General features: G+C 71.7%; 20 protein-coding genes. 12 read left to right on the forward strand and 8 right to left on the reverse strand.

All coding sequences use genetic code 11. The annotated features are described in order from the left end of the window. Nucleotides 1–6 precede the first annotated feature (6 nt). The 5 genes from GGE06_RS33710 (at nucleotide 7) to GGE06_RS33730 (ending at nucleotide 7,138) form a co-directional block, all read left to right on the forward strand. Nucleotides 7–768: an SDR family NAD(P)-dependent oxidoreductase gene (locus GGE06_RS33710; RefSeq protein WP_116160440.1), complete on the forward strand. Its 762-nt coding sequence runs from the start codon at nucleotides 7–9 to the stop codon at nucleotides 766–768. A 102-nt stretch (nucleotides 769–870) separates the two neighbouring features. After that, the gene (locus GGE06_RS33715) at nucleotides 871–1,995 is read left to right on the forward strand and encodes an LLM class flavin-dependent oxidoreductase (protein WP_116160441.1); all 1,125 of its coding nucleotides are present in this window, start codon (nucleotides 871–873) and stop codon (nucleotides 1,993–1,995) included. A 139-nt stretch (nucleotides 1,996–2,134) separates the two neighbouring features. Continuing rightward, a complete protein-coding gene (locus GGE06_RS33720; RefSeq protein WP_116160442.1) occupies nucleotides 2,135–3,862 on the forward strand; it encodes an N-acyl-D-amino-acid deacylase family protein in 1,728 nt (575 codons plus the stop codon). An 11-nt stretch (nucleotides 3,863–3,873) separates the two neighbouring features. Then, nucleotides 3,874–5,328 carry an aldehyde dehydrogenase family protein gene (locus GGE06_RS33725; RefSeq protein ID WP_184932652.1) on the forward strand — a complete coding sequence of 485 codons (1,455 nt, stop codon included), beginning with the start codon at nucleotides 3,874–3,876 and terminating at the stop codon, nucleotides 5,326–5,328. Nucleotides 5,329–5,566: 238 nt separating this feature from the next. Continuing rightward, on the forward strand, nucleotides 5,567–7,138 hold the full coding sequence (locus tag GGE06_RS33730) for an APC family permease (protein WP_116160444.1): 1,572 nt from the start codon (nucleotides 5,567–5,569) through the stop codon (nucleotides 7,136–7,138). A 92-nt stretch (nucleotides 7,139–7,230) separates the two neighbouring features. On the opposite strand, the gene GGE06_RS33735 is transcribed toward GGE06_RS33730, so the two are convergent. Together GGE06_RS33735 and GGE06_RS33740 are read right to left on the reverse strand one after the other, a co-directional pair. Next, nucleotides 7,231–7,440, reverse strand: coding sequence for a hypothetical protein (locus GGE06_RS33735; protein ID WP_184932568.1), 210 nt, complete (start codon nucleotides 7,438–7,440; stop codon nucleotides 7,231–7,233). Between the two features lie 37 nt (nucleotides 7,441–7,477). Continuing rightward, the gene (locus tag GGE06_RS33740) at nucleotides 7,478–7,936 is read right to left on the reverse strand and encodes a carboxymuconolactone decarboxylase family protein (protein ID WP_184932569.1); all 459 of its coding nucleotides are present in this window, start codon (nucleotides 7,934–7,936) and stop codon (nucleotides 7,478–7,480) included. 23 nt (nucleotides 7,937–7,959) lie between these two features. On the opposite strand from GGE06_RS33740, the gene GGE06_RS33745 reads away from it, so the two are divergent. Then, nucleotides 7,960–8,433 carry a GNAT family N-acetyltransferase gene (locus GGE06_RS33745; RefSeq protein WP_116160447.1) on the forward strand — a complete coding sequence of 158 codons (474 nt, stop codon included), beginning with the start codon at nucleotides 7,960–7,962 and terminating at the stop codon, nucleotides 8,431–8,433. On the opposite strand, the gene GGE06_RS33750 is transcribed toward GGE06_RS33745, so the two are convergent. Together GGE06_RS33750 and GGE06_RS33755 are read right to left on the reverse strand one after the other, a co-directional pair. Continuing rightward, on the reverse strand, nucleotides 8,399–8,866 hold the full coding sequence (locus GGE06_RS33750; RefSeq protein ID WP_184932570.1) for a carboxymuconolactone decarboxylase family protein: 468 nt from the start codon (nucleotides 8,864–8,866) through the stop codon (nucleotides 8,399–8,401). The two genes, GGE06_RS33745 and GGE06_RS33750, sit on opposite strands and share 35 nt — an antisense overlap. Before the next feature lie 160 nt (nucleotides 8,867–9,026). Then, nucleotides 9,027–9,767, reverse strand: a complete 741-nt coding sequence (locus tag GGE06_RS33755; protein WP_312883395.1) for a GNAT family N-acetyltransferase — start codon at nucleotides 9,765–9,767, stop codon at nucleotides 9,027–9,029. Nucleotides 9,768–9,908: 141 nt separating this feature from the next. Between GGE06_RS33755 and GGE06_RS33760 the strand changes: the two genes are divergently transcribed. The 4 genes from GGE06_RS33760 (at nucleotide 9,909) to GGE06_RS33775 (ending at nucleotide 15,059) form a co-directional block, all read left to right on the forward strand. Continuing rightward, complete coding sequence (locus GGE06_RS33760; protein WP_116160449.1) at nucleotides 9,909–10,253, forward strand: hypothetical protein; 345 nt, start codon at nucleotides 9,909–9,911, stop codon at nucleotides 10,251–10,253. Nucleotides 10,254–10,309: 56 nt separating this feature from the next. After that, on the forward strand, nucleotides 10,310–11,140 hold the full coding sequence (locus GGE06_RS33765; RefSeq protein ID WP_116160450.1) for an LLM class F420-dependent oxidoreductase: 831 nt from the start codon (nucleotides 10,310–10,312) through the stop codon (nucleotides 11,138–11,140). Between the two features lie 85 nt (nucleotides 11,141–11,225). After that, nucleotides 11,226–13,811 carry a bifunctional FO biosynthesis protein CofGH gene (locus GGE06_RS33770; RefSeq protein WP_116160451.1) on the forward strand — a complete coding sequence of 862 codons (2,586 nt, stop codon included), beginning with the start codon at nucleotides 11,226–11,228 and terminating at the stop codon, nucleotides 13,809–13,811. A gap of 132 nt (nucleotides 13,812–13,943) precedes the next feature. Continuing rightward, nucleotides 13,944–15,059 (forward strand): ADP-ribosylglycohydrolase family protein, encoded by a 1,116-nt coding sequence (locus GGE06_RS33775; RefSeq protein WP_184932572.1) that lies wholly within the window; start codon nucleotides 13,944–13,946, stop codon nucleotides 15,057–15,059. A gap of 242 nt (nucleotides 15,060–15,301) precedes the next feature. Here GGE06_RS33775 and GGE06_RS33780 read toward each other — a convergent pair whose 3' ends face one another. Next, the gene (locus tag GGE06_RS33780; RefSeq protein ID WP_184932573.1) at nucleotides 15,302–16,084 is read right to left on the reverse strand and encodes an SDR family oxidoreductase; all 783 of its coding nucleotides are present in this window, start codon (nucleotides 16,082–16,084) and stop codon (nucleotides 15,302–15,304) included. Nucleotides 16,085–16,166: 82 nt separating this feature from the next. Between GGE06_RS33780 and GGE06_RS33785 the strand changes: the two genes are divergently transcribed. Next, complete coding sequence (locus GGE06_RS33785; protein WP_184932574.1) at nucleotides 16,167–17,000, forward strand: hypothetical protein; 834 nt, start codon at nucleotides 16,167–16,169, stop codon at nucleotides 16,998–17,000. Nucleotides 17,001–17,097: 97 nt separating this feature from the next. Here the strand turns inward: GGE06_RS33785 and GGE06_RS33790 are convergent, their stop codons facing one another. The 3 genes from GGE06_RS33790 to GGE06_RS33800 form a co-directional block, all read right to left on the reverse strand. Then, on the reverse strand, nucleotides 17,098–17,298 hold the full coding sequence (locus GGE06_RS33790) for a DUF397 domain-containing protein (RefSeq protein WP_116160455.1): 201 nt from the start codon (nucleotides 17,296–17,298) through the stop codon (nucleotides 17,098–17,100). Between the two features lie 180 nt (nucleotides 17,299–17,478). Beyond that, complete coding sequence (locus tag GGE06_RS33795; RefSeq protein ID WP_116160456.1) at nucleotides 17,479–18,339, reverse strand: helix-turn-helix domain-containing protein; 861 nt, start codon at nucleotides 18,337–18,339, stop codon at nucleotides 17,479–17,481. A 206-nt stretch (nucleotides 18,340–18,545) separates the two neighbouring features. Next, a complete protein-coding gene (locus GGE06_RS33800; RefSeq protein ID WP_116160457.1) occupies nucleotides 18,546–19,244 on the reverse strand; it encodes a GOLPH3/VPS74 family protein in 699 nt (232 codons plus the stop codon). A gap of 183 nt (nucleotides 19,245–19,427) precedes the next feature. On the opposite strand from GGE06_RS33800, the gene GGE06_RS33805 reads away from it, so the two are divergent. Beyond that, complete coding sequence (locus GGE06_RS33805; RefSeq protein WP_184932575.1) at nucleotides 19,428–21,797, forward strand: D-alanyl-D-alanine carboxypeptidase family protein; 2,370 nt, start codon at nucleotides 19,428–19,430, stop codon at nucleotides 21,795–21,797. The last annotated feature ends 207 nt before the right edge of the window (nucleotides 21,798–22,004 follow it).

Consider the following 22,004-nt stretch of genomic DNA (forward strand, 5'->3'; position numbering starts at 1 on the left):
GCGGACATGGGAAAGCTCGACGGGCGGGTCGTCCTCGTCACCGGGGCGGCGCGCGGGCAGGGCGAGCAGGAGGCGCGGCTGTTCGCCGCCGAGGGCGCGAAGGTGGTGCTCGGGGACGTCCTCGACGACGCGGGCGGGGCGCTGGCCAAGGAGCTGGGGGAGGACAGGGCGGCGTACGTCCGTCTGGACGTGACGAGCGAGGGCGACTGGGCGGCGGCCGTGGCGGCGGCCAAGGAGCGGTTCGGGAAGATCGACGGCCTCGTCAACAACGCGGGCATCCTCCGCTTCAACGAGCTGGTCTCGACGCCCCTGGAGGAGTTCCAGGCGATCGTGTCCGTGAACCAGACCGGCTGCTTCCTGGGCATCCGTACGGTCGCGCCCGAGATCGCGGCGGCGGGCGGCGGGACGATCGTCAACACCGCCTCGTACACGGGTCTCACCGGCATGGCCGGGGTCGGCGCCTACGCGGCGAGCAAGCACGCCGTCCTCGGCCTGACCCGGGTCGCCGCCCTTGAGCTGGCCGGGAAGGGGATCCGGGTGAACGCCGTCTGCCCGGGCGCGATCGACACCCCCATGAGCAACCCGGAGGGCGTGGACCCGGCCGCCACGGCCGAGCTCTACCGCAAGCTCGTGCCGCTCGGGCGGATCGGGCGGCCGGACGAGGTGGCGGCCCTGGCGCTCTTCCTGACCGGGGCGGACTCGGCGTACATCACGGGCCAGCCGTTCGTGATCGACGGCGGCTGGCTGGCCGGCGTCAGCCTTTTCTGACGCCTCATCAGGTATTGACGCACCTGCACGGCGGTGCGAGAGTCGGGCACATCGATGAATCTGACGGATCGTCAGAAACATGAAAGAGGGCGGTGAACTTCCTTGGAATTCGGGATCTTCGTACAGGGATACGTCGGCAAGCGCGCCGAGACCGATCCCGAGGCCGAGCACAAGGCGCTCATGGAGGAGACCGAGTACGTCATCCAGGCCGACAAGTCCGGCTTCAAGTACGCCTGGGCCTCCGAGCACCACTTCCTGGAGGAGTACTCGCACCTCTCCGCCAACGACGTCTACCTGGGCTACCTCGCCCACGCGACCGACCGGATCCACCTCGGCTCGGGCATCTTCAACCCCCTCGCACCCGTCAACCACCCGGTCAAGGTCGCCGAGAAGGTCGCCATGCTCGACCACCTCTCCGGCGGCCGCTTCGAGTTCGGCTCCGGTCGCGGGGCGGGCTCCCACGAGATCCTCGGGTTCATGCCGGGCATCACCGACATGAACCACACGAAGGAGATCTGGGAGGAGACCATCGCCGAGTTCCCCAAGATGTGGCTCCAGGACGAGTACGCCGGCTTCCAGGGCAAGCACTGGTCGCTCCCGCCCCGCAAGGTCCTCCCCAAGCCGTACGGGAAGTCCCACCCCGCCATGTGGTACGCGGCCGGCTCCCCGTCCTCGTACGCCATGGCCGGGAAGATGGGCCTCGGCGTCCTCGGCTTCAGCGTCCAGAAGGTCTCCGACATGGAGTGGGTCGTCGAGTCCTACAAGAACGCGATCAAGGAGGCGAAGGCGGTCGGCGACTTCGTCAACGACAACGTGATGGTGACGTCGACGGCGATCTGCGCGGAGACGCACGAGAAGGCGGTCGAGATCGCGGTCGGCGGCGGACTGAACTACCTCCAGTCCCTCCTCTTCCGCTACCACGACACGTTCCCCCGGCCGGAGGGCATCCCGGAGTGGCCCGAGCTGCTGCCCGAGTACTCCGCGGAGATCATCGAACTCCTCATCGCCGAGGAGCTGATGATCTGCGGCGACCCGAGCGAGGTACTGGCGCAGTGCAAGCGCTGGGAGCAGGCCGGGGCCGACCAGCTGTCCTTCGGCCTCCCGATCGGGATCTCGTACGAGGACACGATGAACTCGATCAAGCTGATCGGGGAGCACGTGATCCCGGAGATCGACACGGACCCGGTCCACCGGACGACCCGGATGAGGCAGTCGGCGGGGTCCTGAGGCGGGCGCACGACGAAGCGCGGGGCGGTGTCTTCCCGGACCGCCGCCCCGTACCTGCCCCGGCCGGAGGCCGTTCCGCGGCGGCCCCGGTCCGGGGCACACCCACGTCCACGGTCACGCACCACAGAGAGGGACCGGCATGCTCGACCACCTGATCAAGGGCGCCACCGTCGTCGACGGCACCGGCGCCCCCGCCCGCGTCGCCGACGTCGGCATACGGGACGGGCGGATCGTCCTCCCCGAACCGGGGGCGACCGCCCGCACCACCGAGGACGCCACCGGCCTCGTCCTCGCGCCCGGCTTCGTCGACCCGCACACCCACTACGACGCCCAGCTCTTCTGGGACCCGTACGCCACCCCGTCCATGAACCACGGCGTCACCACCGTCGCCGGCGGCAACTGCGGGTTCACCCTCGCGCCGCTGCACCCCGACCGCCCCGAGGACGCCGACTACACGCGCCGCATGATGTCGAAGGTCGAGGGCATGGCCCTCAAGGCCCTCGAAGAGGGAGTGGACTGGAGCTGGTCCTCCTTCGCCGAGTACCTGGACGCCCTCGACGGCCGGATCGCCGTCAACGCCGGCTTCATGGTCGGCCACTGCGCCCTGCGCCGGTACGTGATGGGCGCCGACGCCGTCGGCGGGCAGCCCACCCCCGAGCAGCTCGCACAGATGGTGGCTCTCCTCAAGGAGGCCATGGACGCCGGAGCCTGGGGCCTCTCCACCACCCAGTCCTCCACGCACTCCGACGGCGACGGCGCCCCCGTCGCCTCCCGGCACGCCGCCCCCGCCGAGCTGATCGCCCTCTCCCGGGCCGTCGGAGAGCACGAGGGGACCCAGATCGAGGCGATCCTCGCCGGCTGCCTCGACCAGTTCTCCGACGACGAGATCGACCTGTTCGTCGAGATGACCGCCGCCGCGGGCCGTCCCCTCAACTGGAACGTCCTCACCATCGACGCCGCCGTCCCCGAGCGCGTCCCGCGCCAGCTCGCCGCCTCCGAGCGGGCCCGGAAGTCCGGCGGCCGGATCGTGGCGCTCACGATGCCGATCCTCACCCCCATGAACATGTCCCTCGGGACCTTCTGCGCGCTCAACCTCATCCCGGGCTGGGGCGAGGTCCTCGGCCTGCCCGTCCCCGAGCGGATCGCGAAGCTCCGCGACCCCGAGGTGCGGGCCGGGATGCTGCGGCGCGCGGACTCCAGGGAGGCAGGGGTCTTCCGGCGGCTCGCGCACTTCGGCCGGTACGTCATCGGCGACACGTACAGCAGGGAGAACGAGGGCCTCACCGGCCGCGTCGTCGGCGACATCGCCGCCGAGCGCGGCCAGGACCCCTTCCAGGCCCTCGTCGAGATCTGCGCCAACGACGACCTGAGGACCGTCCTGTGGCCGATGCCCAGCGACAACGACCCGGCCTCCTGGGCCCTGCGCGCCGAGACCTGGCAGCACGAGGACGTCCTGCTCGGCGGCTCGGACGCGGGCGCGCACCTGGACCGGATGTGCGGCGCCCCGTACACGACCCGCTTCCTCGGCGACTGCCTGCGCGGCCGGAAGCTGGTCCCCCTGGAGCGGGCGGTGAAGATGCTGAGCGACGACCCGGCCCGGCTCTTCGGGCTCCGGGAGCGCGGCCGGATCGCGGAGGGCTTCCACGCCGACCTGGTCCTCTTCGACCCGGAGCGGATCGACGCGGGCCCGGCGACCCTCGTGCACGACCTGCCGGGGGACAGCCCGCGCCTGGACTCGCGCGCGGTCGGGATCGTGTCGGTGCGGGTCAACGGCGTGGAGACGGTACGGGACGACGAGGTGACCGGCGCGATCCCGGGGCGCGTCCTGCGCTCGGGCCGTGACACGAGGACGGTGAGCACGCAGTGACGACTCAAAGCGTGAAGGCGGAGAAGCTCTTCATCGGCGGGCAGTGGGTCGAGCCCGACGGCGGGCACTACGAGGTCGTCGACCCGGCCTCCGAGGAGGTCGTCGGGCTCGCGCCCGAGGCCTCCCGGGCGCAGGTGTACGAGGCGGCCGCCGCCGCCCGCGACGCCTTCGCGAGCTGGTCCCGCACGAAGCCGGAGGAGCGGGCGGCGATCCTCGACCGGGCCGCGGACCTGATGGCCCGGGACGCCGAGGCGAACACGCTCCTCGCCCGCGCCGAGACCGGGGCCACCACCGGCACCGCGCGCGGGATGCAGGTCGCGGTCGGCGCCTCCCGTTTCCGCCGGTACGCGCGCGGGGCGATGGAACCGGTCGAGCAGGCGCTGCCCCCGCAGATCAACGAGGCCGGCCCGATGGGGAAGGCCGGGGTGTTCGGCGCGGTGGCGGTACGGCGCCCGGTCGGCGTCGTCACCTGCATCACCTCGTACAACAACCCCTGGGCCAACCCGGCCGGCAAGATCGCCCCGGCGCTCGCGATGGGCAACACGGTCGTGGTGAAGCCGGCCCCACAGGACCCGCTCTCCGTGTACGCGATGACCCGGGCCCTGGAGGAGGCCGGGGTCCCGGCGGGCGTGGTGAACGTCGTCACCGGCTCCGCGCAGGCGGTCGGCGAGGCGGCCGTCGACTCCCCGGACGTCGACATGGTCTCCTTCACCGGCTCCACGGCCGTCGGGCAGGCGATCGGCGAGGTCTGCGGCCGCTCGCTCAAGCGGCAGCTGATGGAGCTGGGCGGGAAGGGCGCCGCGCTCGTCTTCGACGACGCCGACCTGGACTCGGCGGTGATGGGGATCGGCACGACCTTCGCCTTCTACAGCGGCCAGATCTGCACCGCTCCCACCCGGGTCCTCGCCCAGCGCGGGATCCACGACCGTCTGATCGAGAAGCTGACCGGCTACCTGGGCTTCATGAAGGTGGGGGACCCGGCGGAGAAGGGGACGGTCGTCGGCCCGGTGATCTCGGCGGCCCACCGCGACCGGGTGGAGTCGTACGTCGACCTGGGCAGGAAGGAAGGGGCCCGGGTGGTCGCGGGCGGTGAGCGTCCGGACTTCGCGAAGGGCTTCTACGTGGCCCCGACGCTGCTCGCCGACTGCACCAACGAGATGCGGGTGGTGCGCGAGGAGATCTTCGGCCCGGTCGTCGTGGTCGTCCCCTTCGACGACGAGGAGGAGGGGATCGCGCTCGCGAACGACAGCGACTACGGCCTGATCGACTACGTGTGGTCGGGCGACGTGGCCCGCGCGTTCCGCGTCGCGGCCCGGCTGCGGGCCGGCGGGGTGGGCGTGAACACGATCGGCCGGAACATGGAGGCGCCGTTCGGCGGCTTCAAGAAGAGCGGTGTCGGACGGGACGTGGGTTCGTACGCGCTGCACGCGTACAGCGAGCTCCAGGCGGTCGTCTGGCCGGGGTGAGGAGCGTCTCGAAAATTTCACGGGAAATTTTTGAAACGGACATTTGGGGCACGGCTGCGGTTCCCGCATATCGGACACTCGCCACCGGACTTGTCGGTTGACCGACTCGTCCGGTTGGTCGATCTTTCAATCAATGGCGAGTGTCCGGTTCGACCCGCGCAATGCAAGGCGATGATCGATCAAATGAGCGGAGTCCGATCCTCCGGATGTGGAAACCGCAGCATTTAACGTCGAGTTCATGACTCAGGTGGACGTACGGCCCCAGGCCGGAGACACGGTAAGGGGCGCCGACGCTCAGGGCGGCGCCTCCGGCGTGCGCACCAAGGGCCTCGGCGGCAACTCCGTGGGCCTGCTCGGCAGTGCCGTCATCGGCATCTCGACCGTCGCCCCCGTCTACTGCCTGACCTCCACGCTCGGCTCCACCGCCGGCGAGGTCGGCCTGCAGATGCCCGCCGTCTTCCTCGCGGGCTTCCTGCCGATGCTGCTCGTCGCGTTCGCGTACCGCGAGCTCAACAAGCGCATGCCCGACTGCGGCACCTCCTTCACCTGGACCGTGAAGGCCTTCGGCCCCAAGGTCGGCTGGATGTGCGGCTGGGGCCTCGTCATCGCGACGATCATCGTGCTGTCCAACCTGGCCGGCGTCGCGACCTCGTACTTCTGGCTGCTCGCCGGGGAGATCAGCGGCAACCCCTCGATCGCCGCCCTGGACGACAACAAGGCCGTCCACATCCTCACCTGCCTCACCCTGATCGCCGCCGCGACCGCGATCAGCTACCGAGGCATGACCGCCACCAAGGGCGTGCAGTACACCCTCGTCGGCCTCCAGCTGGCCGTCCTCGCGGTCTTCGTCGTCATGGCCTTCTCCAAGGCCGGCTCGGTCGACTTCCCGACCGGGGCGAGCTTCTCCTGGTCCTGGCTGAACCCCTTCTCCGTCGGCTCCTTCGCGGCCTTCACCGCCGGCCTCTCGCTGTCGATCTTCATGTACTGGGGCTGGGACACCTGCCTCACGGCCAACGAGGAGACCGTCGACAGCGACAAGACCCCGGGCCGCGCCGCGCTCATCTCGATGGTCGTCCTGGTCGGCTCCTACCTGGCCACCGGCGTCGCCGCCCAGATGGTCGTCGGCTCCGGCGACAAGGGCCTCGGCCTCGCCAACCCGGAGACCTCCGACAACGTCTTCGCCGCCCTCGCGGGCCCCGTCATGGGCCCCGTCCTCGGCATCGCGCTCTTCGTCGCCGTCCTCGCCTCCGCCGCCGCGAGCCTGCAGACCACCTTCATCCCGGTCGCCCGCACGGTCCTCGCCATGTCCAGCTACGAGGCGCTGCCGCCGTCCTTCGCCCGGGTCCACCCCGTCTTCAAGGTCCCCGGCAAGGCCACGATCGTGGCCGGCGTCGCCACCGGCGTCTTCTACACCGTGATGACCCTGGTCAGCGAGAACGTCCTGGTCGACACCATCTACGCGCTCGGCCTGATGATCTGCTTCTACTACGCGCTGACCGCCTTCGCCTGCGTCTGGTTCTTCCGCGCCGAGCTCTTCGACTCGGCCCGTGACCTCGCCTTCAAGGGCGTGATCCCGCTCCTCGGCGGCCTGATGCTCACCGCCGTCTTCGGCAAGACCCTCTACGACATGTGGGACCCGGCGTACGGCTCCGGCTCCGCGGTCTTCGGCGTCGGCTCGGTCTTCGTGATCGGCGTCGGGCTGCTGCTCCTCGGCGTGGTGATCATGCTGGTCATGCAGCGCCGGAGCCCCGCGTTCTTCCGCGGCGAGGTCCTGACGAAGGAGACCCCGTCGATGGTGATCGCCGACTGACGCCCCCGAGGCGTCCACGAAACGCGAAGGCGGCGGGCCCGTGGGGGGTCCCGTCGCCTTCGTGCGTCGTGCGTCGTGCGGTCTCGTGCGGGTCAGTGGTGCCCGGGCAGCAGGCGCTCCACCGCCGCGTTGGCGGGCGGCAGGTCGGGCGTGCCGGCGGGCTTCGCCTTGGGGGTCAGGACGCCGCTGAGCGGGACGACCGACGGAAGGTTCATGCCGCCGGTGTCGGCGGACGCGGTCCCGGCGGCCGCGCCGGCGGCGGCGAAGACGGTCAGGGCGGCTGCGGTGAGGATCCTCTTCATGCCCGCACCAACGCGGACGGCGGGGGTCCGGTTACGACTACCAGGTCGCGCCGGCCGGCTGCCGGGTCGTCGCGTTGATCCGGTTGAAGAGGTTGGTGACCCCGAGCCACAGCACGATCTGCGCCAGCTGCTTCTCGTCGTAGTGGCGGGCCGCCTCGTCCCACACCGCGTCCGGCACGGCGTCCGGACGGTCCGCGAGCCGGGTCGCGTACTCGGCGAGGGCCAGCGCCGCCCGCTCCGCCTCCGTGAAGTACGGGGTCTCCCGCCAGGCCGCGACGGCGTGCAGCCGCTCGTCCGTCTCGCCCTCCTTCTGCGACTTCAGGGCGCCGCCGACCACGCAGTACCCGCAGCCGTTGATCTGGCTCGCCCGGAGGTGGACCAGGTCCAGGGTGGTGGCGGGCACGTCGCCGCCGGACTGGACCGCCTTGATGAGCTGGAAGATGGCCGGCATGGCCTCGGGCAGGACGGTGGCGGGGTTGGGCATGCGTACGGACATGGAGGACTCCTTAGGATGCGTACATGTATCGGGGAACGAACTGGGCGCTGCGGCCCGGCCGCGCGGAGGACGTCGAGCCGATCGCCGAGCTGCGGGCCGAGGCCATGCGCGAGGACCTGGTGCGCCTCGGCCGCTACGACGAGCACCGGGTGCGCCAGCGGCTCCGGGACGGCTTCTCGCCGGAGCACACCTCGGTGATCGAGGTGGACGGCGCCCTCGCCGGGTGCGTCACGGTGCGCCCGTACGAGGACGGCGAAGGGCTCTGGCTGGAGCACTTCTACCTGGCCCCCTCGACCCGGGGCCGGGGCCTCGGGACGGCGGTGCTGCGCGGCCTGCTCGACCGGGCCGACGCGGAGGGCGTACCCGTCCGGCTCGTGGTCCTGCAGGGAAGCGCGGCCCGCCGTCTCTACGAGAGGGAGGGGTTCGGGCTCGAGTCCGAGGACCCGGTGGACGTGCTGATGGTCAGAACCCCACGCCGGCCGGCTGCCGCACGGTGACGTTGATCCGGTTGAACAGGTTGGTGACGGCGACCATCAGCACGATCGCGGCGAGCTGCTTCTCGTCGAAGTGGTCGGCGGCCGCGTCCCACACCTCGTCCGGCACGGCGTCCGAGACGTCGGCGAGCCGGGTGGCCGCCTCGGCGAGGGCGAGGGCCGCGCGCTCCTCGTCGGAGAAGTACGGCGCCTCGCGCCAGGCGGCGACGGCGAACAGCTTCTCGTCGCTGACGCCGTTCTTCTTGGCGCTCTTGGCGCCGTAGTCGACGCAGAAGCCGCAGCTGTTGATCTGGCTGGCCCGCAGGTGCACCAGCTCGAGGATCGACTCGTCGACGCCGCCCTGACGGGTGGCCTTGACCAGGTTCTGGATCGCCGGAGCGGCGTCGGCCAGGAGGTGGGCGGGGTTCGTCATGCGGGCCTGGGGCGTGTGCGCCATGGTGACTGCTCCTCGGTTCGGTTCGCTTCGTGCGTCGCTTTCACTGCACTGACGGAGCGCGCGCCGAGGATGTGACACGGCCGGAGAAGTTTTTCGAGATTTTCTTCCGGGCCCGGGATCGAGCGGCTGTGATCAGGCCTCCTCGATCAGGCCTCCGCGATCAGGCCTCCGCGATGAGGGCGGTCGCGACGCTGCGGAAGCCGAGCCGCCCGTAGAGCCGGGCCACGTCCGCGTCCGAGGCCGTGAGGAACACGAGCTCCGTGCCGTGGGCGCGGGCGTCCGCGACGAGGGCGGCCGTGACCGCGAGCCCGAGGCCCCTGCGCCGCGCCGCCGGGACGGTGCCGACGCCGACGACCTCGGAGACGGCCCCGACGGGCTGGTGCTGGCCGGCCGCGAGGGCGTTCCCCGAGCCGTCGAGGGCCGCCGCGAGCCGGGTCCAGCCGGCGGTGATCCGGTCGGCGACCCGCGCGGTGGTGCCGGGCTGCGGCTCCGCCTCGAAGGCGGCGTACGGGGCGGCGACGGCGCTCTCCAGGGCCGGGTCGTCGGCGCCCACCATCCGTACGGTGAAGCCCGCGGGCTCCGGTACGGCGAGCGGCGCGCCCTCCAGGACCATCAGCGGGTGCTCGTGCACGGTGAGTCCGGTCGCCTCCACGGCGGCCCGCAGCCCCGGCGTCGTCTCGGCGACCCACTCGAAGGCCTCGGGCACGCCCAGCTCCCGCTGCCGGGCCCGCACCTCCTCCACGGCCCCGGCGGACACCTCGCCCTCGTGCCCGAGCGCCGGACGGGCGTAGTACGGCCAGCCCTGCCCCTCCTGCACGAAGAGGGTCAGCGGCCCGAAGTCCTCGGCGCGGGCGGAGGAACGGGGGACGGCGTCGTAGTACGCCTCGATTCGCTTCAGCACCCGGACACGGTAGGGGGCGGTGCGGGAAGCCGCAGGCGGTTTTCGAACGGGCCGGAAGGAACCGGGCGACGGCGTCCTCCCGTCCCACAGCGCGACCGTGGAAGAAGGGGGAGCCATGAGCCGCACGACGTACACCTGCCCGTGCCGGACTTCGCGCAGTTCGGGCCGCCGCCCCGTCTCGGCCCGGACCTGGGGTTCCTGGGCTGGGTCTCGGCGCTCGCGCTGGTCGTCACCGTCCTGGTCGTCGTCGAGCTGCGGCGGCGCAAGGCCGCCTTCGCCCGCCTGACGCGCGGACGGCACCGCGCCGAGGAACTCTGGTCGCACGGCTGGTACTGCCACCGCTGCGGCACGGTCCACTTCGAGGGCGTCCCCGGCGAGGACCGGACCCCGCTCACGCTCCAGCGCTTCCGGGAGAGGGTGTGGGAGCACGGCGGGTACGGGGACCTGGCGGCGGAGCAGCGGGCGGTGGACCCGGCCCGTTCCTGACGAGCCGGCCCCGCGTACCCCTCGGAATTCCGCGCCGCACCCCCTACCGTGCGGCTATGCGGATCTCGACCACGATCTTCCTGACCGACGAGACCATCAGCCCGGTGCGGCTCGCGCGCGAGCTGGAGCAGCGCGGCTTCGCGGGGCTCTACCTCCCCGAGCACACCCACATCCCCGTCTCCCGTGACACGCCCTATCCGGCGGGCGGGGAGCTGCCCCGGGAGTACGCGCGGACGCTCGACCCGTTCGTGGCCCTGGGGCAGGCCGCGGCGGTCACGGAGACGCTCGGCCTCGGCACGGGCATCACCCTGGTCGCCCAGCACGACCCGATCGTGCTGGCGAAGCAGGTCGCCACGCTCGACCACCTCTCCGGGGGCCGGTTCACGCTGGGCGTCGGCTTCGGCTGGAACCGGGAGGAGGCCGCGGACCACGGCGTCGACTGGTCCACCCGCCGGGAGCTCGGCCGGGAACGCCTGGACCTGATGCGGGCCCTGTGGGCGCCCGAACCGACGGCGTACGAGGGGGAGTCCGGGGTCTCGGTGCGCGCCTCGGAGGTCTGGCCCAAGCCGGCGGGCGGCGCGCCGCGCATCCTCCTGGGCGGGGCGGCGGGTCCGAAGCTGTTCGCGCAGATCGCGGCGCAGACGGACGGGTGGATGCCGATCGGCGGCCGCGGCCTGACGGAGTCCCTCCCGGTGCTCCGCGAGGCCTGGGAGAAGGCGGGCCGCGCCCCGGAGACCCTCCAGTTGGTCCCGTACGCGGTCCTCCCGAACCCGGGCAAGCTGGCCCACTACGAGGAACTGGGCTGCGAGGAGGTGGTCCTCCAGCTGCCGCCGGGGGACGAGGCGGAGGTCCTGGGCGTGCTGGACGCGTACGCGCGGTACCTCTGAGGCCTCCGTGCGGGCGATCGTCCCGTCCTGCGGGACGATCGCCCGGAACGGACGGCGGAGCCCGGCCCGCTCGTATGCTCGGTTCATGACGGATCACCAGGCAGGACGACCCACCGAGAACGCCATGCGCCGTGCCCTCAAGCGGGCCAGGGACGGGGTCGCGCTCGATGTCGCCGAGGCCGCCGTGCTGTTGCGGGCGCGGGGGAGCGATCTGGACGACCTCGTCGCCTCCGCGGGGCGCGTGCGGGACGCCGGACTCGAGGCCGCGGGGCGGCCCGGGGTCGTCACGTACTCGAAGAGCGTGTTCATACCGCTCACCCGGCTCTGCCGGGACAAGTGCCACTACTGCACCTTCGTCACCGTCCCCGGCAAGCTCCGCCGGGACGGCCACGGGATGTTCATGTCGCCGGACGAGGTCCTCGACGTCGCCCGCCGCGGCGCCGAGATGGGCTGCAAGGAGGCCCTGATCACCCTCGGCGACAAGCCGGAGGACCGCTGGCCCGAGGCCCGCGAGTGGCTCGACGCGCACGGGTACGACGACACCATCGCGTACGTACGGGCCATGGCGATCCGCATCCTGGAGGAGACCGGGCTCCTTCCCCACCTCAACCCCGGCGTCCTGTCCTGGACCGACTTCCAGCGCCTCAAGCCCGTCGCGCCCTCCATGGGCATGATGCTGGAGACGACCGCGACCCGCCTCTGGTCCGAGCCCGGCGGCCCCCACCACGGGTCCCCCGACAAGGAACCCGCCGTGCGGCTCAGGGTGTTGGAGGACGCCGGCCGTTCCTCCGTGCCGTTCACGAGCGGGCTGCTGCTCGGCATCGGGGAGACCCTGGAGGAGCGGGCCGAGTCCCTCTTCGCGCTGCGCCGGATCGCCCGCGCCTACCACTCGATCCAGGAACTGATCATCCAGAACTTCCGCGCCAAGCCGGACACGGCGATGCGCGGGATGCCGGACGCCGAGCTCGACGACCTCGTCGCCACCGTCGCCGTCGCCCGGCTCATCATGGGCCCCTCCGCCTGCCTCCAGGCCCCGCCGAACCTCGTCGACTCCGCGTACGAGCGGCTGATCGCCGCCGGCATCGACGACTGGGGCGGCGTCTCCCCGCTCACCATCGACCACGTCAACCCCGAGCGCCCCTGGCCGCAGATCGAGGAGCTCGCCGAGCGGTCCCGCGCCGCCGGCTTCGAGCTGCGCGAACGGCTCTGCGTCTACCCCGAGTTCGTCACCCGGGGCGAACCCTGGCTCGACCCCCGGCTCCTCCCGCACGTGCGCGCCCTCGCCGACCCCGGGACCGGTCTCGCGAACCCCGACGCGCCCGTCCGCGGACTGCCCTGGCAGGAGCCCGACGAGGCCTTCACCGCCACCGGCCGTACGGACCTGCACGCGACCATCGACACCGAGGGCCGCACGTCCGACCGGCGCGAGGACTTCGACGTCGTGTACGGGGACTGGGAGGCGCTCCGCGAGGCCGCCGCGCCCGGGATGGTGCCGGAGCGCGTCGACGCCGACGTGCGCGAGGCGTTGCGCACGGCCGCCGACGACCCGACGAAGCTCACCGACGCCCAGGCGCTCGCCCTGCTGCACGCGGACGGCCCCGCACTCGACGCGCTGACCCGCATCGCGGACGACGTCCGCAGGTCCGTCGTCGGCGACGACGTCACGTACATCGTCACGCGGAACATCAACTTCACCAACGTCTGCTACACCGGCTGCCGTTTCTGCGCCTTCGCCCAGCGGCGCACCGACGCCGACGCGTACACCCTCTCCCTCGACCAGGTCGCGGACCGCGCCGAGCAGGCCTGGGACGTCGGCGCCGTCGAGGTCTGCATGCAGGGCGGCATCCACCCGGACCTGCCGGGCACGGCGTACTTCGACATCGCGAGGGCGGTGAAGGAGCGGGTCCCGGGGATGCACGTCCACGCCTTCTCGCCGATGGAGGTCGTCAACGGCGCGACCCGCACGGGCCTGTCGATCCGTGAATGGCTGACGGCGGCGAAGGAGGCGGGGCTCGACTCGATCCCCGGCACGGCGGCGGAGATCCTCGACGACGAGGTCCGCTGGGTGCTGACGAAGGGCAAGCTGCCGACGGCGACGTGGATCGAGGTCATCACCACGGCGCACGAACTCGGCATCCGCTCCTCCTCCACGATGATGTACGGGCACGTGGACCAGCCCCGGCACTGGCTCGGCCACTTCCGCACGCTCTCCCGCATCCAGCAGGAGACGGGTGGGTTCACGGAGTTCGTGACCCTCCCCTTCATCCACACCAACGCGCCCGTCTACCTCGCCGGCATCGCCCGCCCCGGCCCGACCGCCCGCGACAACCGCGCCGTCATCGCCATGGCCCGGCTCCTCCTCCACCCGCACATCCCTAACATCCAGACCAGCTGGGTGAAGCTCGGCACGGAGGGCGCGGCGGAGATGCTCCGCTCGGGAGCCAACGACCTGGGCGGCACCCTCATGGAGGAGACCATCTCCCGCATGGCGGGCTCCAGCTACGGCTCGTACCGCTCCATCCGCGACCTGGAGGCCATCGCGGAGGCGGCGGGCCGCCCGGCGAAGCCGCGCACGACGCTGTACGGCGAGGTCCCGGAGGAACGACAGCGCACGGCCCGGGCCTCGGACGGCCACCTTCCGGAACTCCTCCCGGTGCTGCCGGAGAACTGACGGCAACGGGCGGTCGAACGCGGTCAAACGTGGCCTGAAGGGCGTCCGATCACATAACGTTCCGGGCCCCGAACGCGCGTATCCGGTCCATTACAGTGCTGCGCAGACCGGTCTACGGGGGGAGGGCACGTCGTGGCCACGACAGCCGCAGCCGTGTGGGGTCGCGCCGAGCAGCAGGACTTCCGGTCCCGTGTACGGGGCTGTCTGCTCGGCGGGGCCCTCGGTGACGCCCTGGGCGCCGGAGCCGGCGGACGTCTGGAAGAGCTGCGCGAGGCGTACGGACCTGACGGACTCACCGACCCCGTGCCCGCGTTCGGCCGCCGCGGCGCCGTCACCGCCGCGACCCAGATGGCCCTGTTCACCGTCGACGGCCTCATCCGCGCCCAGGTCCGCCGCGACACCGGCCACTGGCACCCGCCCACCGACGTCCACCGGGCCCATCTCCGCTGGGCCGCCACCCAGCGCGACTGGGGCCCCGACGAGCGCCGCAAGGACAACGGCTGGCTCGCCCGCGAGGAGTGGCTCTACGCCCGCCGCAACCCGCCCCGCGCCTGCCTGACGGGCCTCGGCGACGACACCCTCGGCACGCTCGACAGACCGAAGAACCCGGACGCCGAGGACTCCGGCGCCCTGGCCCGCTCGGCCCCCTACGGGCTGCTCGTCGGCTGGGAGCCGCAGCTCGTCTGCCAGATCGCCGTGGAGTGCGCCGCGCAGACGCACGGCGCCCCGGCGGCCGGCCTCGCGGCGGGAGCGTTCGCGGTGACCGTCCACGGCCTGGCGCGCGGCGGCTCCGTGGAGGCGGCGGTGGCCGGCGCCCTGGAGCAGCTCGCGGTGCGCCCCGGGCACGAGCCGGTGACAAAGGCGCTCGCCCGGGCCCTCGGGGCCGTACGGGAGGGGGCACCGGACGCGGACCGGGTGACGGCCCTGGGGGCCGGCGAGGACCGGGCCGAGGGGCAGCTCGCTGCGGCCGTCTACTGCGCGCTCGTCGGCGAGGACGTACGGCACGGGCTGCGGCTCGCGGTGAACCACGACGGGCCCTCGGCGGTGACCGGCGCGCTCACGGGCGCGCTGCTCGGCGCCCTGCACGGCGAGACGGCCCTCCCGCCGGCCTGGCTCGCCGAACTGGAGGGCCGCGCGACGGTCCTGGAACTCGCGGACGACTTCTCGATGGAGATGACGCAGGGCGCGGCCCTGCACAGCGCCACGGACTCCTCCCCGGGCTGGCTGACGCGCTACCCGAGGGGCTGACGGGCCACGGGGCCGCGGGCCGCGGGGGAGAGGGGCGCGGGGGAGAGGGCTCAGCGCATCAGTGCTCCCCTCCGCACAGGCTCAGCACATCGGCGCTCCCCCTCCGCGCAGGCTCAGCGCATCAGCCTGCCCCCCACCGCGCAGGCTCAGCGCATCAGCCTGCCCCCCACCGCACAGGCTCAGCGCATCAGCCTGCCCCTCTGCCCGACCGCAGCGCATCAGTGCTCCCCCTCCGCCCGGCCTCAGCGCATCAGCTCCCCCGCGTTGACCAGCAGCGACTGCCCCGTGATCGCCCGGGCCCGGTCCGAGGCCAGGAAGGCCGCCGCCTCCGCCACGTCCCCGTCCGTCGCCAGTTCCGGCAGGGCCATCCGCTCGGTGAGCCGGGCGAGGACCTCGGCCTCCGGCACCCCCTCGGTGTGCGCGGCGAACTGGACGTACGCCTGGACCGGCGGCCCCCACATCCAGCCCGGCAGCACGGTGTTGACCCGGATCCGGTGCGGCCCGAGCTCGTGCGCGAGCGAGTACATCGCCGAGGTCAGCGCCCCCTTCGAGGCCGCGTACGCCGCCTGCCGCACCTGCGAGGGCGCCGCCACCGCCGACTGCGTCCCGATCAGGACCACGGAGCCTCCGTGCTCCTTCAGCGCCGGCAGGCAGGCCCGGGTCATCCGCAGCGTGCCGAGCAGGTTGACGTCGAGGACCCCCTGCCAGGTCCCGAAGTCGGCGTCCTCCAGGCCCCCGAAGTAGGAGTCCCAGGCGGCGACGTGGACGACCGCGTCGATCCCGCCGAAGCGCTCGACGGCGAGCGCCGCGAGGGCCTCGCACTGCGCCTCGTCGGTGATGTCGGTGACCCGGTACGCGGTCTTCGTGCCGGTCGGGTCGATCTCGGCGGCGGACTTGGCGAGGTTGGCCCCGGTGCGGGCGCCGAGCACCGCGTGGCCCCCGTCCCGTACCACCGTCTCCGCGATCCGGTGGCCGAGCCCGGCGCCGACCCCCGACACGACGACCGTCTTCCCCTGGAGCAGCATCCGGATCCTCCTCGACCCTGGCCAAGTATCTGACGGTCCGTCAGAGTAGGTCTCCGTCACCGTCAAGGGAAGGGGTACGAGAGTGAGCGAGGAGACCCGCAGCGAGACGTACGCGGAACTGGCGGCCGTCGGCCCGTACGGGGTCCGCCCCGGCCACGCGCTGATCACCATGGTCGAACCGCACCCGGGCCAGGAGTACGCGTACAACCGCTGGTACGAGGACGACCACTACTACGCGGGCGCCATGGCCATGCCCTGGATGTACGCCGGCCGCCGCTGGGTCGCCACCCGCGAGCTCCAGCTCCTGCGCGGCCCGGAGAAGTCCGCCGTCGCCCAGCCGGTCACCGCCGGCTGCTACCTCTCCACGTACTGGATCACCGAGGGCCGCTACGACGACCACATGAAGTGGACGGTCGGCATCAACAAGCGGCTCAACCGCGACGCCCGCGTCCACCACGCCCGTACCCACGTCTTCACCGCGTTCCAGGACCACGAGGCCACCGTCTACCGCGACGGGGCGGCCGGCCCGCGCGACTTCCACGCCCTCGACCACCCCTACGCGGGCCTGATCCTCCAGGTGATCGACACGGACGGCCCGGAGCGCCGGGCGGACCTGCTCGACCGGCTGCGCGACCGGGAGCTGCCCCGCCGCCTCGCCGGCTCACCGGCGGCGATGGTGACGGTCTTCCGCCCGACCCCGCTGCCCGGCGACCGCATGACGTACGTGAAGCAGGTCGAGGGCGTCGACACCCGGCTGACCCTGCTCTGGTTCCTGGAGGAGGACCCCCGCACGTGCTGGACGGAGCACTTCGCGGACCTGGAGTCCCTGGGTGGCGGCGCGGGGAGGGTGGAACTGGTGGCGCCGTTCATCCCGACGGTCCCGGGCACGGACCGCTACGTGGACGAGCTGCGGTAGCCCGGCCCGGGCAAAGGCCGAGCCCCCTCGGCCAGGACGGCGGACCGGTCGAGAGGGCTCATACGTACTGCTGGTGACGGCGTGCGCGCACCGGGGCTCAGAGGGCCCCGTTGCTCACCTCGCCGACGAAGGCGTTCCACGATCCCGGGCCGAAAGAGAGGGACGGGCCCTCGGGGGCCTTGGAGTCCCGCACCGCGATCGCGGACACGACGGGGGACTTCACCTCGACGCAGGCCCCGTTCCCGCCCGAGTACGAGGACTTCGTCCAGGTGTCCGTTCCGCCCTGAATAATCGCCATGCCGCTCACTCCGGTTTCTGTCGAGTAGTGTGTCGCGCCAACGTTCTTGATGGCGTGATCGACGCTACTCGCCGGTCCCGGGCGGTGGGACCGGCGTTCACACGTCCGAGTGGCATATTCCAACTGGGCTTCCGTGAAAGCGATCACGGGGTGTACGGTGCCTGCCCCACCCTGTGGCGATCAGCCCTGGGCGTGCTTCTTCGCCATTTTCGAGATGAACTCCCGCGTCTGGTCCACGTTCAGCGCCTGCGCCCTGAGGTGCTCGTACATGACGGAGTACTTGCCGACGTCCTGCGCCTTCTCCAGGTACAGATCGCTCGTCACGCCCTCGATGTACACGACGCTGGAGTCCGAGGTGTCCGGGAACTCGAGGATCGAGTACTGCCCGCTGATCCCCGGGTGCGCGCCCATCTCGAACGGGATCACCTGCACGGTCACGTGCGGCAGGTGCGACTGCTCGATGAGGTGCTCCAGCTGGTCGACCATCAGCTGCCGGCTGCCCACGATCCGGTGCAGCGCGCCCTCGTCGATGACCGCCCACAGCCGCAGCGGCCGCTCCTCGTCCCGGATCCGATCCTGACGGCGGGTCCGCACGGTGACCCGCTTCTCGATGTCCGCCGGCGCGGACTCGGGCATCGCGCCGGAGATCACGGCCTCCGCGTACGCGGGGGTCTGGAGCAGTCCGGGGATGATCTGCGACTCGTACATCCGCAGGCTCTCCGCGTCGGTCTCCAGACCGATGTAGACGCTGTACGGGATGTCGCCGAAGGCGTGCCACCAGCCCTGCTGGCGCGAGTCCTTGGCCATCTGCATGAGGGAGTCGACCATGCGCTCGTCCTCGACCTCGTACACGCCGCACAGGTCCCGGACGTCACGCTGGCTGATGGAGCGACGGCCGTTCTCCAGCCGGCTGATCTTGGACTGGGAGACGAGAAGGCGCTCGGCGACCTGCTCGGCCGTCATGTTCTTCGCCTCGCGGAGCTTGCGCAGCTCCTGGCCCAATCGGCGTCGCCTGACGGTGGGGTTGACGTTGGACGCCACGGAAACTGCACCTCCGGCTGTCTGCTGCGTAGCTGTGAGTATCTACCGCTTGGCAGATTGCCACCAAAGGCCGGGTGCGCGCTGGAAAACCTGGACAACGCACATGTGCGGAGCGGCCGTCCAGACCGCTCCGCACATCTGTGCGGCTCCCGGGATGGTTCCAGGTGGTACGTGGTACTGGTTGCTTCGTGCGGGCCGCGCGTCGGTCAGTGCGCGGCCGCGCGGGCCATGCTGCCGCGAGGCTGCGCCGGGACGCCCGCGGCGCTCCGGCGCGGCTGTGCGGCCGCACCGTTCTGGACGTCCATCACGGCGTGCGCCACGAGTCCGCCCATGGGGTCGTGCCGGATCAGATCGCGCAGCCGGGACCGCGACGACCGTCCTTCGTTGCCGGGGTAGAGGTGCTTGCCGAGACCGACCGCGTGGGCCAGCGCGGCGAGCGCCGCGGTCCGCGGGTCCGGCGGTACGCCGGTGCGGATCGCACTGTCCAGCCGGGCACGGATCTCCCGACTGATCGCCGTGTCCGTCGCCTGGTAGCGAGTCGTCGGCAACACCCCGCACATCTGGCCCTCCACGGCATGCACCATGCCGCATCGCTCCAGATGCGAGAGATACGTCTGACGGAGCCCCAGCCGGGGCCCGCCGATCCAGTGGACGGCCCGAACCGGGCTGCCGCGCCTGCGCAGCAGCTCCAGCGCGGAGTCCAGTGTCGGATCTCCGGTCGGCCGTGGCATCACCACGGCGATACGATCCCCGTCAGGGGCTATCCGGCCTGCCAGAGCCAGCTCCACTAGCTGTGCTCCGGCCAGACCGAGGTCGAGCGACTGCGGCTGCGCTGTGGTACCCGTGGTCGGGTCCAGAGCGAGCAGCAGAAGCTCTTCCGGAATGGTTCTGCGGCTCCTGCCCATCCATGCCTCCCCGCGTGGATGAATGACAGGGTGACCCCTCTCACATTCATCTGTCGAGAGTGCCTGGGTGGTTCATCCGGGAACCAGTAGGTATGTCGTTCTCGTCTAGCACGGGAGCCAAGGGGTTCACACAGGACACTGGTAGACGGTTCGGACGTACGTATGACGCATGGAGGAGGCACGGTGGCGGGCGAGTCCCCCGACAAGGCGGAGCAGCAGGGGTCGTCGCAGGAGACGGCGGCCTCGGGCGGCGGCGGCCGGGATCCCAGGCTTTCCGTACTCCGTGAGTCGGAGTCCTCGCCGTCCTCGGCGGTCCGGGTCGACCAGCCGACGGCCGTGTTCAAGACCCTGGCACCGCGCACGCCGGAGGACGACGAGCCGACGACGGCCCCCGAGTCGGAGCCGGAGGGTGAGGCCGAGGGTGAGGCCGAGGGCGACCGTCTGAAGGCGGCCGTGGCGGCGTGGGTCGCTACGGAGGGGGAGCCGGAGGAGTCGGAGCCCAAGGCTTCGGAGTCCGCGGTTTCGGAGTCCAAGGCTTCGGAGACGGAGACCGAGGTGTCGGTCGAGGAGCCCGAGTCCGAGGACGAGGCCGAGCCGGAGGACGAGACCGAGGCCGACGACTCCGAGGCCGAGCCACTGGACGAGGAGCCGGACGACGAGCCCGAGGACGGCCCCGAGGAGACGGACGACGCGTCCGGCGACGAGGCGGACGAGGAGCCGGTCGAGGACGTAGAGGACAAGGCTCCCGTAGAGAACGTAAAGGACGGAGAGGACAAGGCGTCCTCCGCGGCCTGGTTCGCCGCGCGCAAGCAGCAGGCGAAGGAGGAGCCCTCTGACGCGCCCTCACCCGCCGCCTCCGAGGACGAGGGCAAGGGTGAAGGCGAGGGCAAGGCCGAGGGCGCGGACAAGGACGACGAGCCGGTCGACCAGCCGACGACCATGTTCAAGATGGTCCGTCCGCCGGTCGTGGACCAGCCGACGACCGCCCTGAAGCTCCCGCCCTCCCTGACCGGGGACTCCGACAGCGAGCGCACCAGCGTCTTCCGCGCACTGCGCCCCGACATCCCGGCCGACCAGAAGGCCGAGAAGGCCGAGAAGGCGGCCCAGGAGGCCACCAAGGCCCCCGAGGCGGCCGCGCCGAAGGCTTCCGCGCCGACCGCCGCGCCCAAGGCCCCCGAGGTCAAGGCGCCCGCGCCCGCCCCCGCCGCCGCGCGGTCGCGATCGGGGCTCTCCGAGCCGGAGCGGACCCGGCAGCAGCCGCTGCCGCCGCTGCCCCCGCTCGACCTCCTCGCCGAGCTGACCAACACGCCGCCCCCGCCGCCGAGCGCGCTGCGGACGACCCTGAGACGGCTCCGGATCTGGACCCCGCTGGTCCTGCTCCTCCTGATCGTCTTTGCGATCGTGCAGATGGTCCGCCCGCTGCCCCCGCCCGCGCTGACCCTGTCGGCCGATCCGACGTTCACCTTCGAGGGCGGCGAGCTGAAGATGCCGTGGCCCGGCGAGGGCCAGGGCGCCGTCGAGGTCGAGGGCGTCGGTTCCATGGGCATGTACGGAGCGCAGAAGCCGGCTCCGATCGCGTCCGTGACGAAGACGATGACGGCGTACGTGATCCTGCGCGACCACCCGATCAAGGGCAAGCAGCAGGGTCCCGAGATCACGATCGACAAGAAGGCCGCCGAGCAGGCGAAGCACGATTCGGAGTCGACGGCGCCGGTCCAGGAGGGCCAGACCTACACGGAGAAGGAGCTCCTGGAGCTCCTGATGATCCCCTCCGCGAACAACGTGGCCCGGCTGCTCGCGCGCTGGGACGCCGGTTCGGAGGCCGCGTTCGTCGAGAAGATGAACGCCGCGGCGAAGGACCTGGGGATGACCCAGTCGACGTACACGGACCCGTCCGGTCTGCTCGACAGCACGATGTCGACCCCGCAGGACCAGCTGAAGCTGGCGAAGGCGGTCATGCAGTACGACGTGTTCCGAGAGATCGTGAACATGCCGAACGTGACGGTCGACGGCATCCCCGGCCGGATCGAGAACAACAACAACATCCTGCTCCACGACGGTGTCAACGGCATCAAGACCGGTTCCTCCACCCCGGCCGGCGGCAACCTGCTCTGGGCGGCGAACACCGTCGTCGACGGCAAGAACCGCCGCATCCTCGGCATCGTCATGGGGGCGAAGGACGCCAAGCTCCTCATCGACAAGCTCCAGCTCGCCATCGACAACAGCCTCAAGCTGATCCAGCAGGCGCAGAAGGACGTCACCTCGGCCGCCGTGGTCAAGGAGGGCCAGGTCCTGGGCTACGTCGACGACGGCCTCGGCGGCCGGACGCCGGTCGTGGCCACCAAGGAGCTCAAGGCGGTCGGCTGGCCCGGCCTCCAGGTGAAGCTGGAGCTCACGGACGGCGGAAAGGCCCTCCCGCACTCCGGGAAGGCGGGCGACGTCGTCGGCCAGGTGTCGATCGGCACGGGCGCCGGCAAGGTCAGCTCCCCGGTCGCCCTCCAGAAGGACCTGGTGGAGCCCGGCTTCGACAAGAAGCTGACCCGCCTGGGCTGAGAGGCCACCCGCTCGGCCGGGCGCCCCGGGTTCTCCGGGGCGCCCGGCTGTTAGCGTTTCCGGGGGGACGAGAAGCACGGGTGACGTACGCGGGACACGCGTGACCTACGCGAGAAGCGAGACGGGCAACACGGGAAAGGGCCGCAGTGACCACCGCCGAGCCGACACGCGCCGACCGCGCGGACTCCGACCCCGACGTCTACGGTG

It is taken from the genome of Streptomyces nymphaeiformis (assembly GCF_014203895.1).
GTDB lineage: Bacteria > Actinomycetota > Actinomycetes > Streptomycetales > Streptomycetaceae > Streptomyces > Streptomyces nymphaeiformis.

Excerpts from the sequence above, each read along its gene's own strand:
- GGE06_RS33710 (WP_116160440.1), top strand. The coding sequence starts at position 7 with ATGGGAAAGCTCGACGGGCGGGTCGTCCTCGTCACCGGGGCGGCGCGC.
- GGE06_RS33720 (WP_116160442.1), top strand. The coding sequence starts at position 2,135 with ATGCTCGACCACCTGATCAAGGGCGCCACCGTCGTCGACGGCACCGGC.
- GGE06_RS33730 (WP_116160444.1), top strand. The coding sequence starts at position 5,567 with ATGACTCAGGTGGACGTACGGCCCCAGGCCGGAGACACGGTAAGGGGC.
- GGE06_RS33735 (WP_184932568.1), bottom strand. The coding sequence starts at position 7,440 with ATGAAGAGGATCCTCACCGCAGCCGCCCTGACCGTCTTCGCCGCCGCC.
- GGE06_RS33740 (WP_184932569.1), bottom strand. The coding sequence starts at position 7,936 with ATGTCCGTACGCATGCCCAACCCCGCCACCGTCCTGCCCGAGGCCATG.
- GGE06_RS33745 (WP_116160447.1), top strand. The coding sequence starts at position 7,960 with ATGTATCGGGGAACGAACTGGGCGCTGCGGCCCGGCCGCGCGGAGGAC.
- GGE06_RS33750 (WP_184932570.1), bottom strand. The coding sequence starts at position 8,866 with ATGGCGCACACGCCCCAGGCCCGCATGACGAACCCCGCCCACCTCCTG.
- GGE06_RS33765 (WP_116160450.1), top strand. The coding sequence starts at position 10,310 with ATGCGGATCTCGACCACGATCTTCCTGACCGACGAGACCATCAGCCCG.
- GGE06_RS33770 (WP_116160451.1), top strand. The coding sequence starts at position 11,226 with ATGACGGATCACCAGGCAGGACGACCCACCGAGAACGCCATGCGCCGT.
- GGE06_RS33780 (WP_184932573.1), bottom strand. The coding sequence starts at position 16,084 with ATGCTGCTCCAGGGGAAGACGGTCGTCGTGTCGGGGGTCGGCGCCGGG.
- GGE06_RS33790 (WP_116160455.1), bottom strand. The coding sequence starts at position 17,298 with ATGGCGATTATTCAGGGCGGAACGGACACCTGGACGAAGTCCTCGTAC.
- GGE06_RS33800 (WP_116160457.1), bottom strand. The coding sequence starts at position 19,244 with ATGGGCAGGAGCCGCAGAACCATTCCGGAAGAGCTTCTGCTGCTCGCT.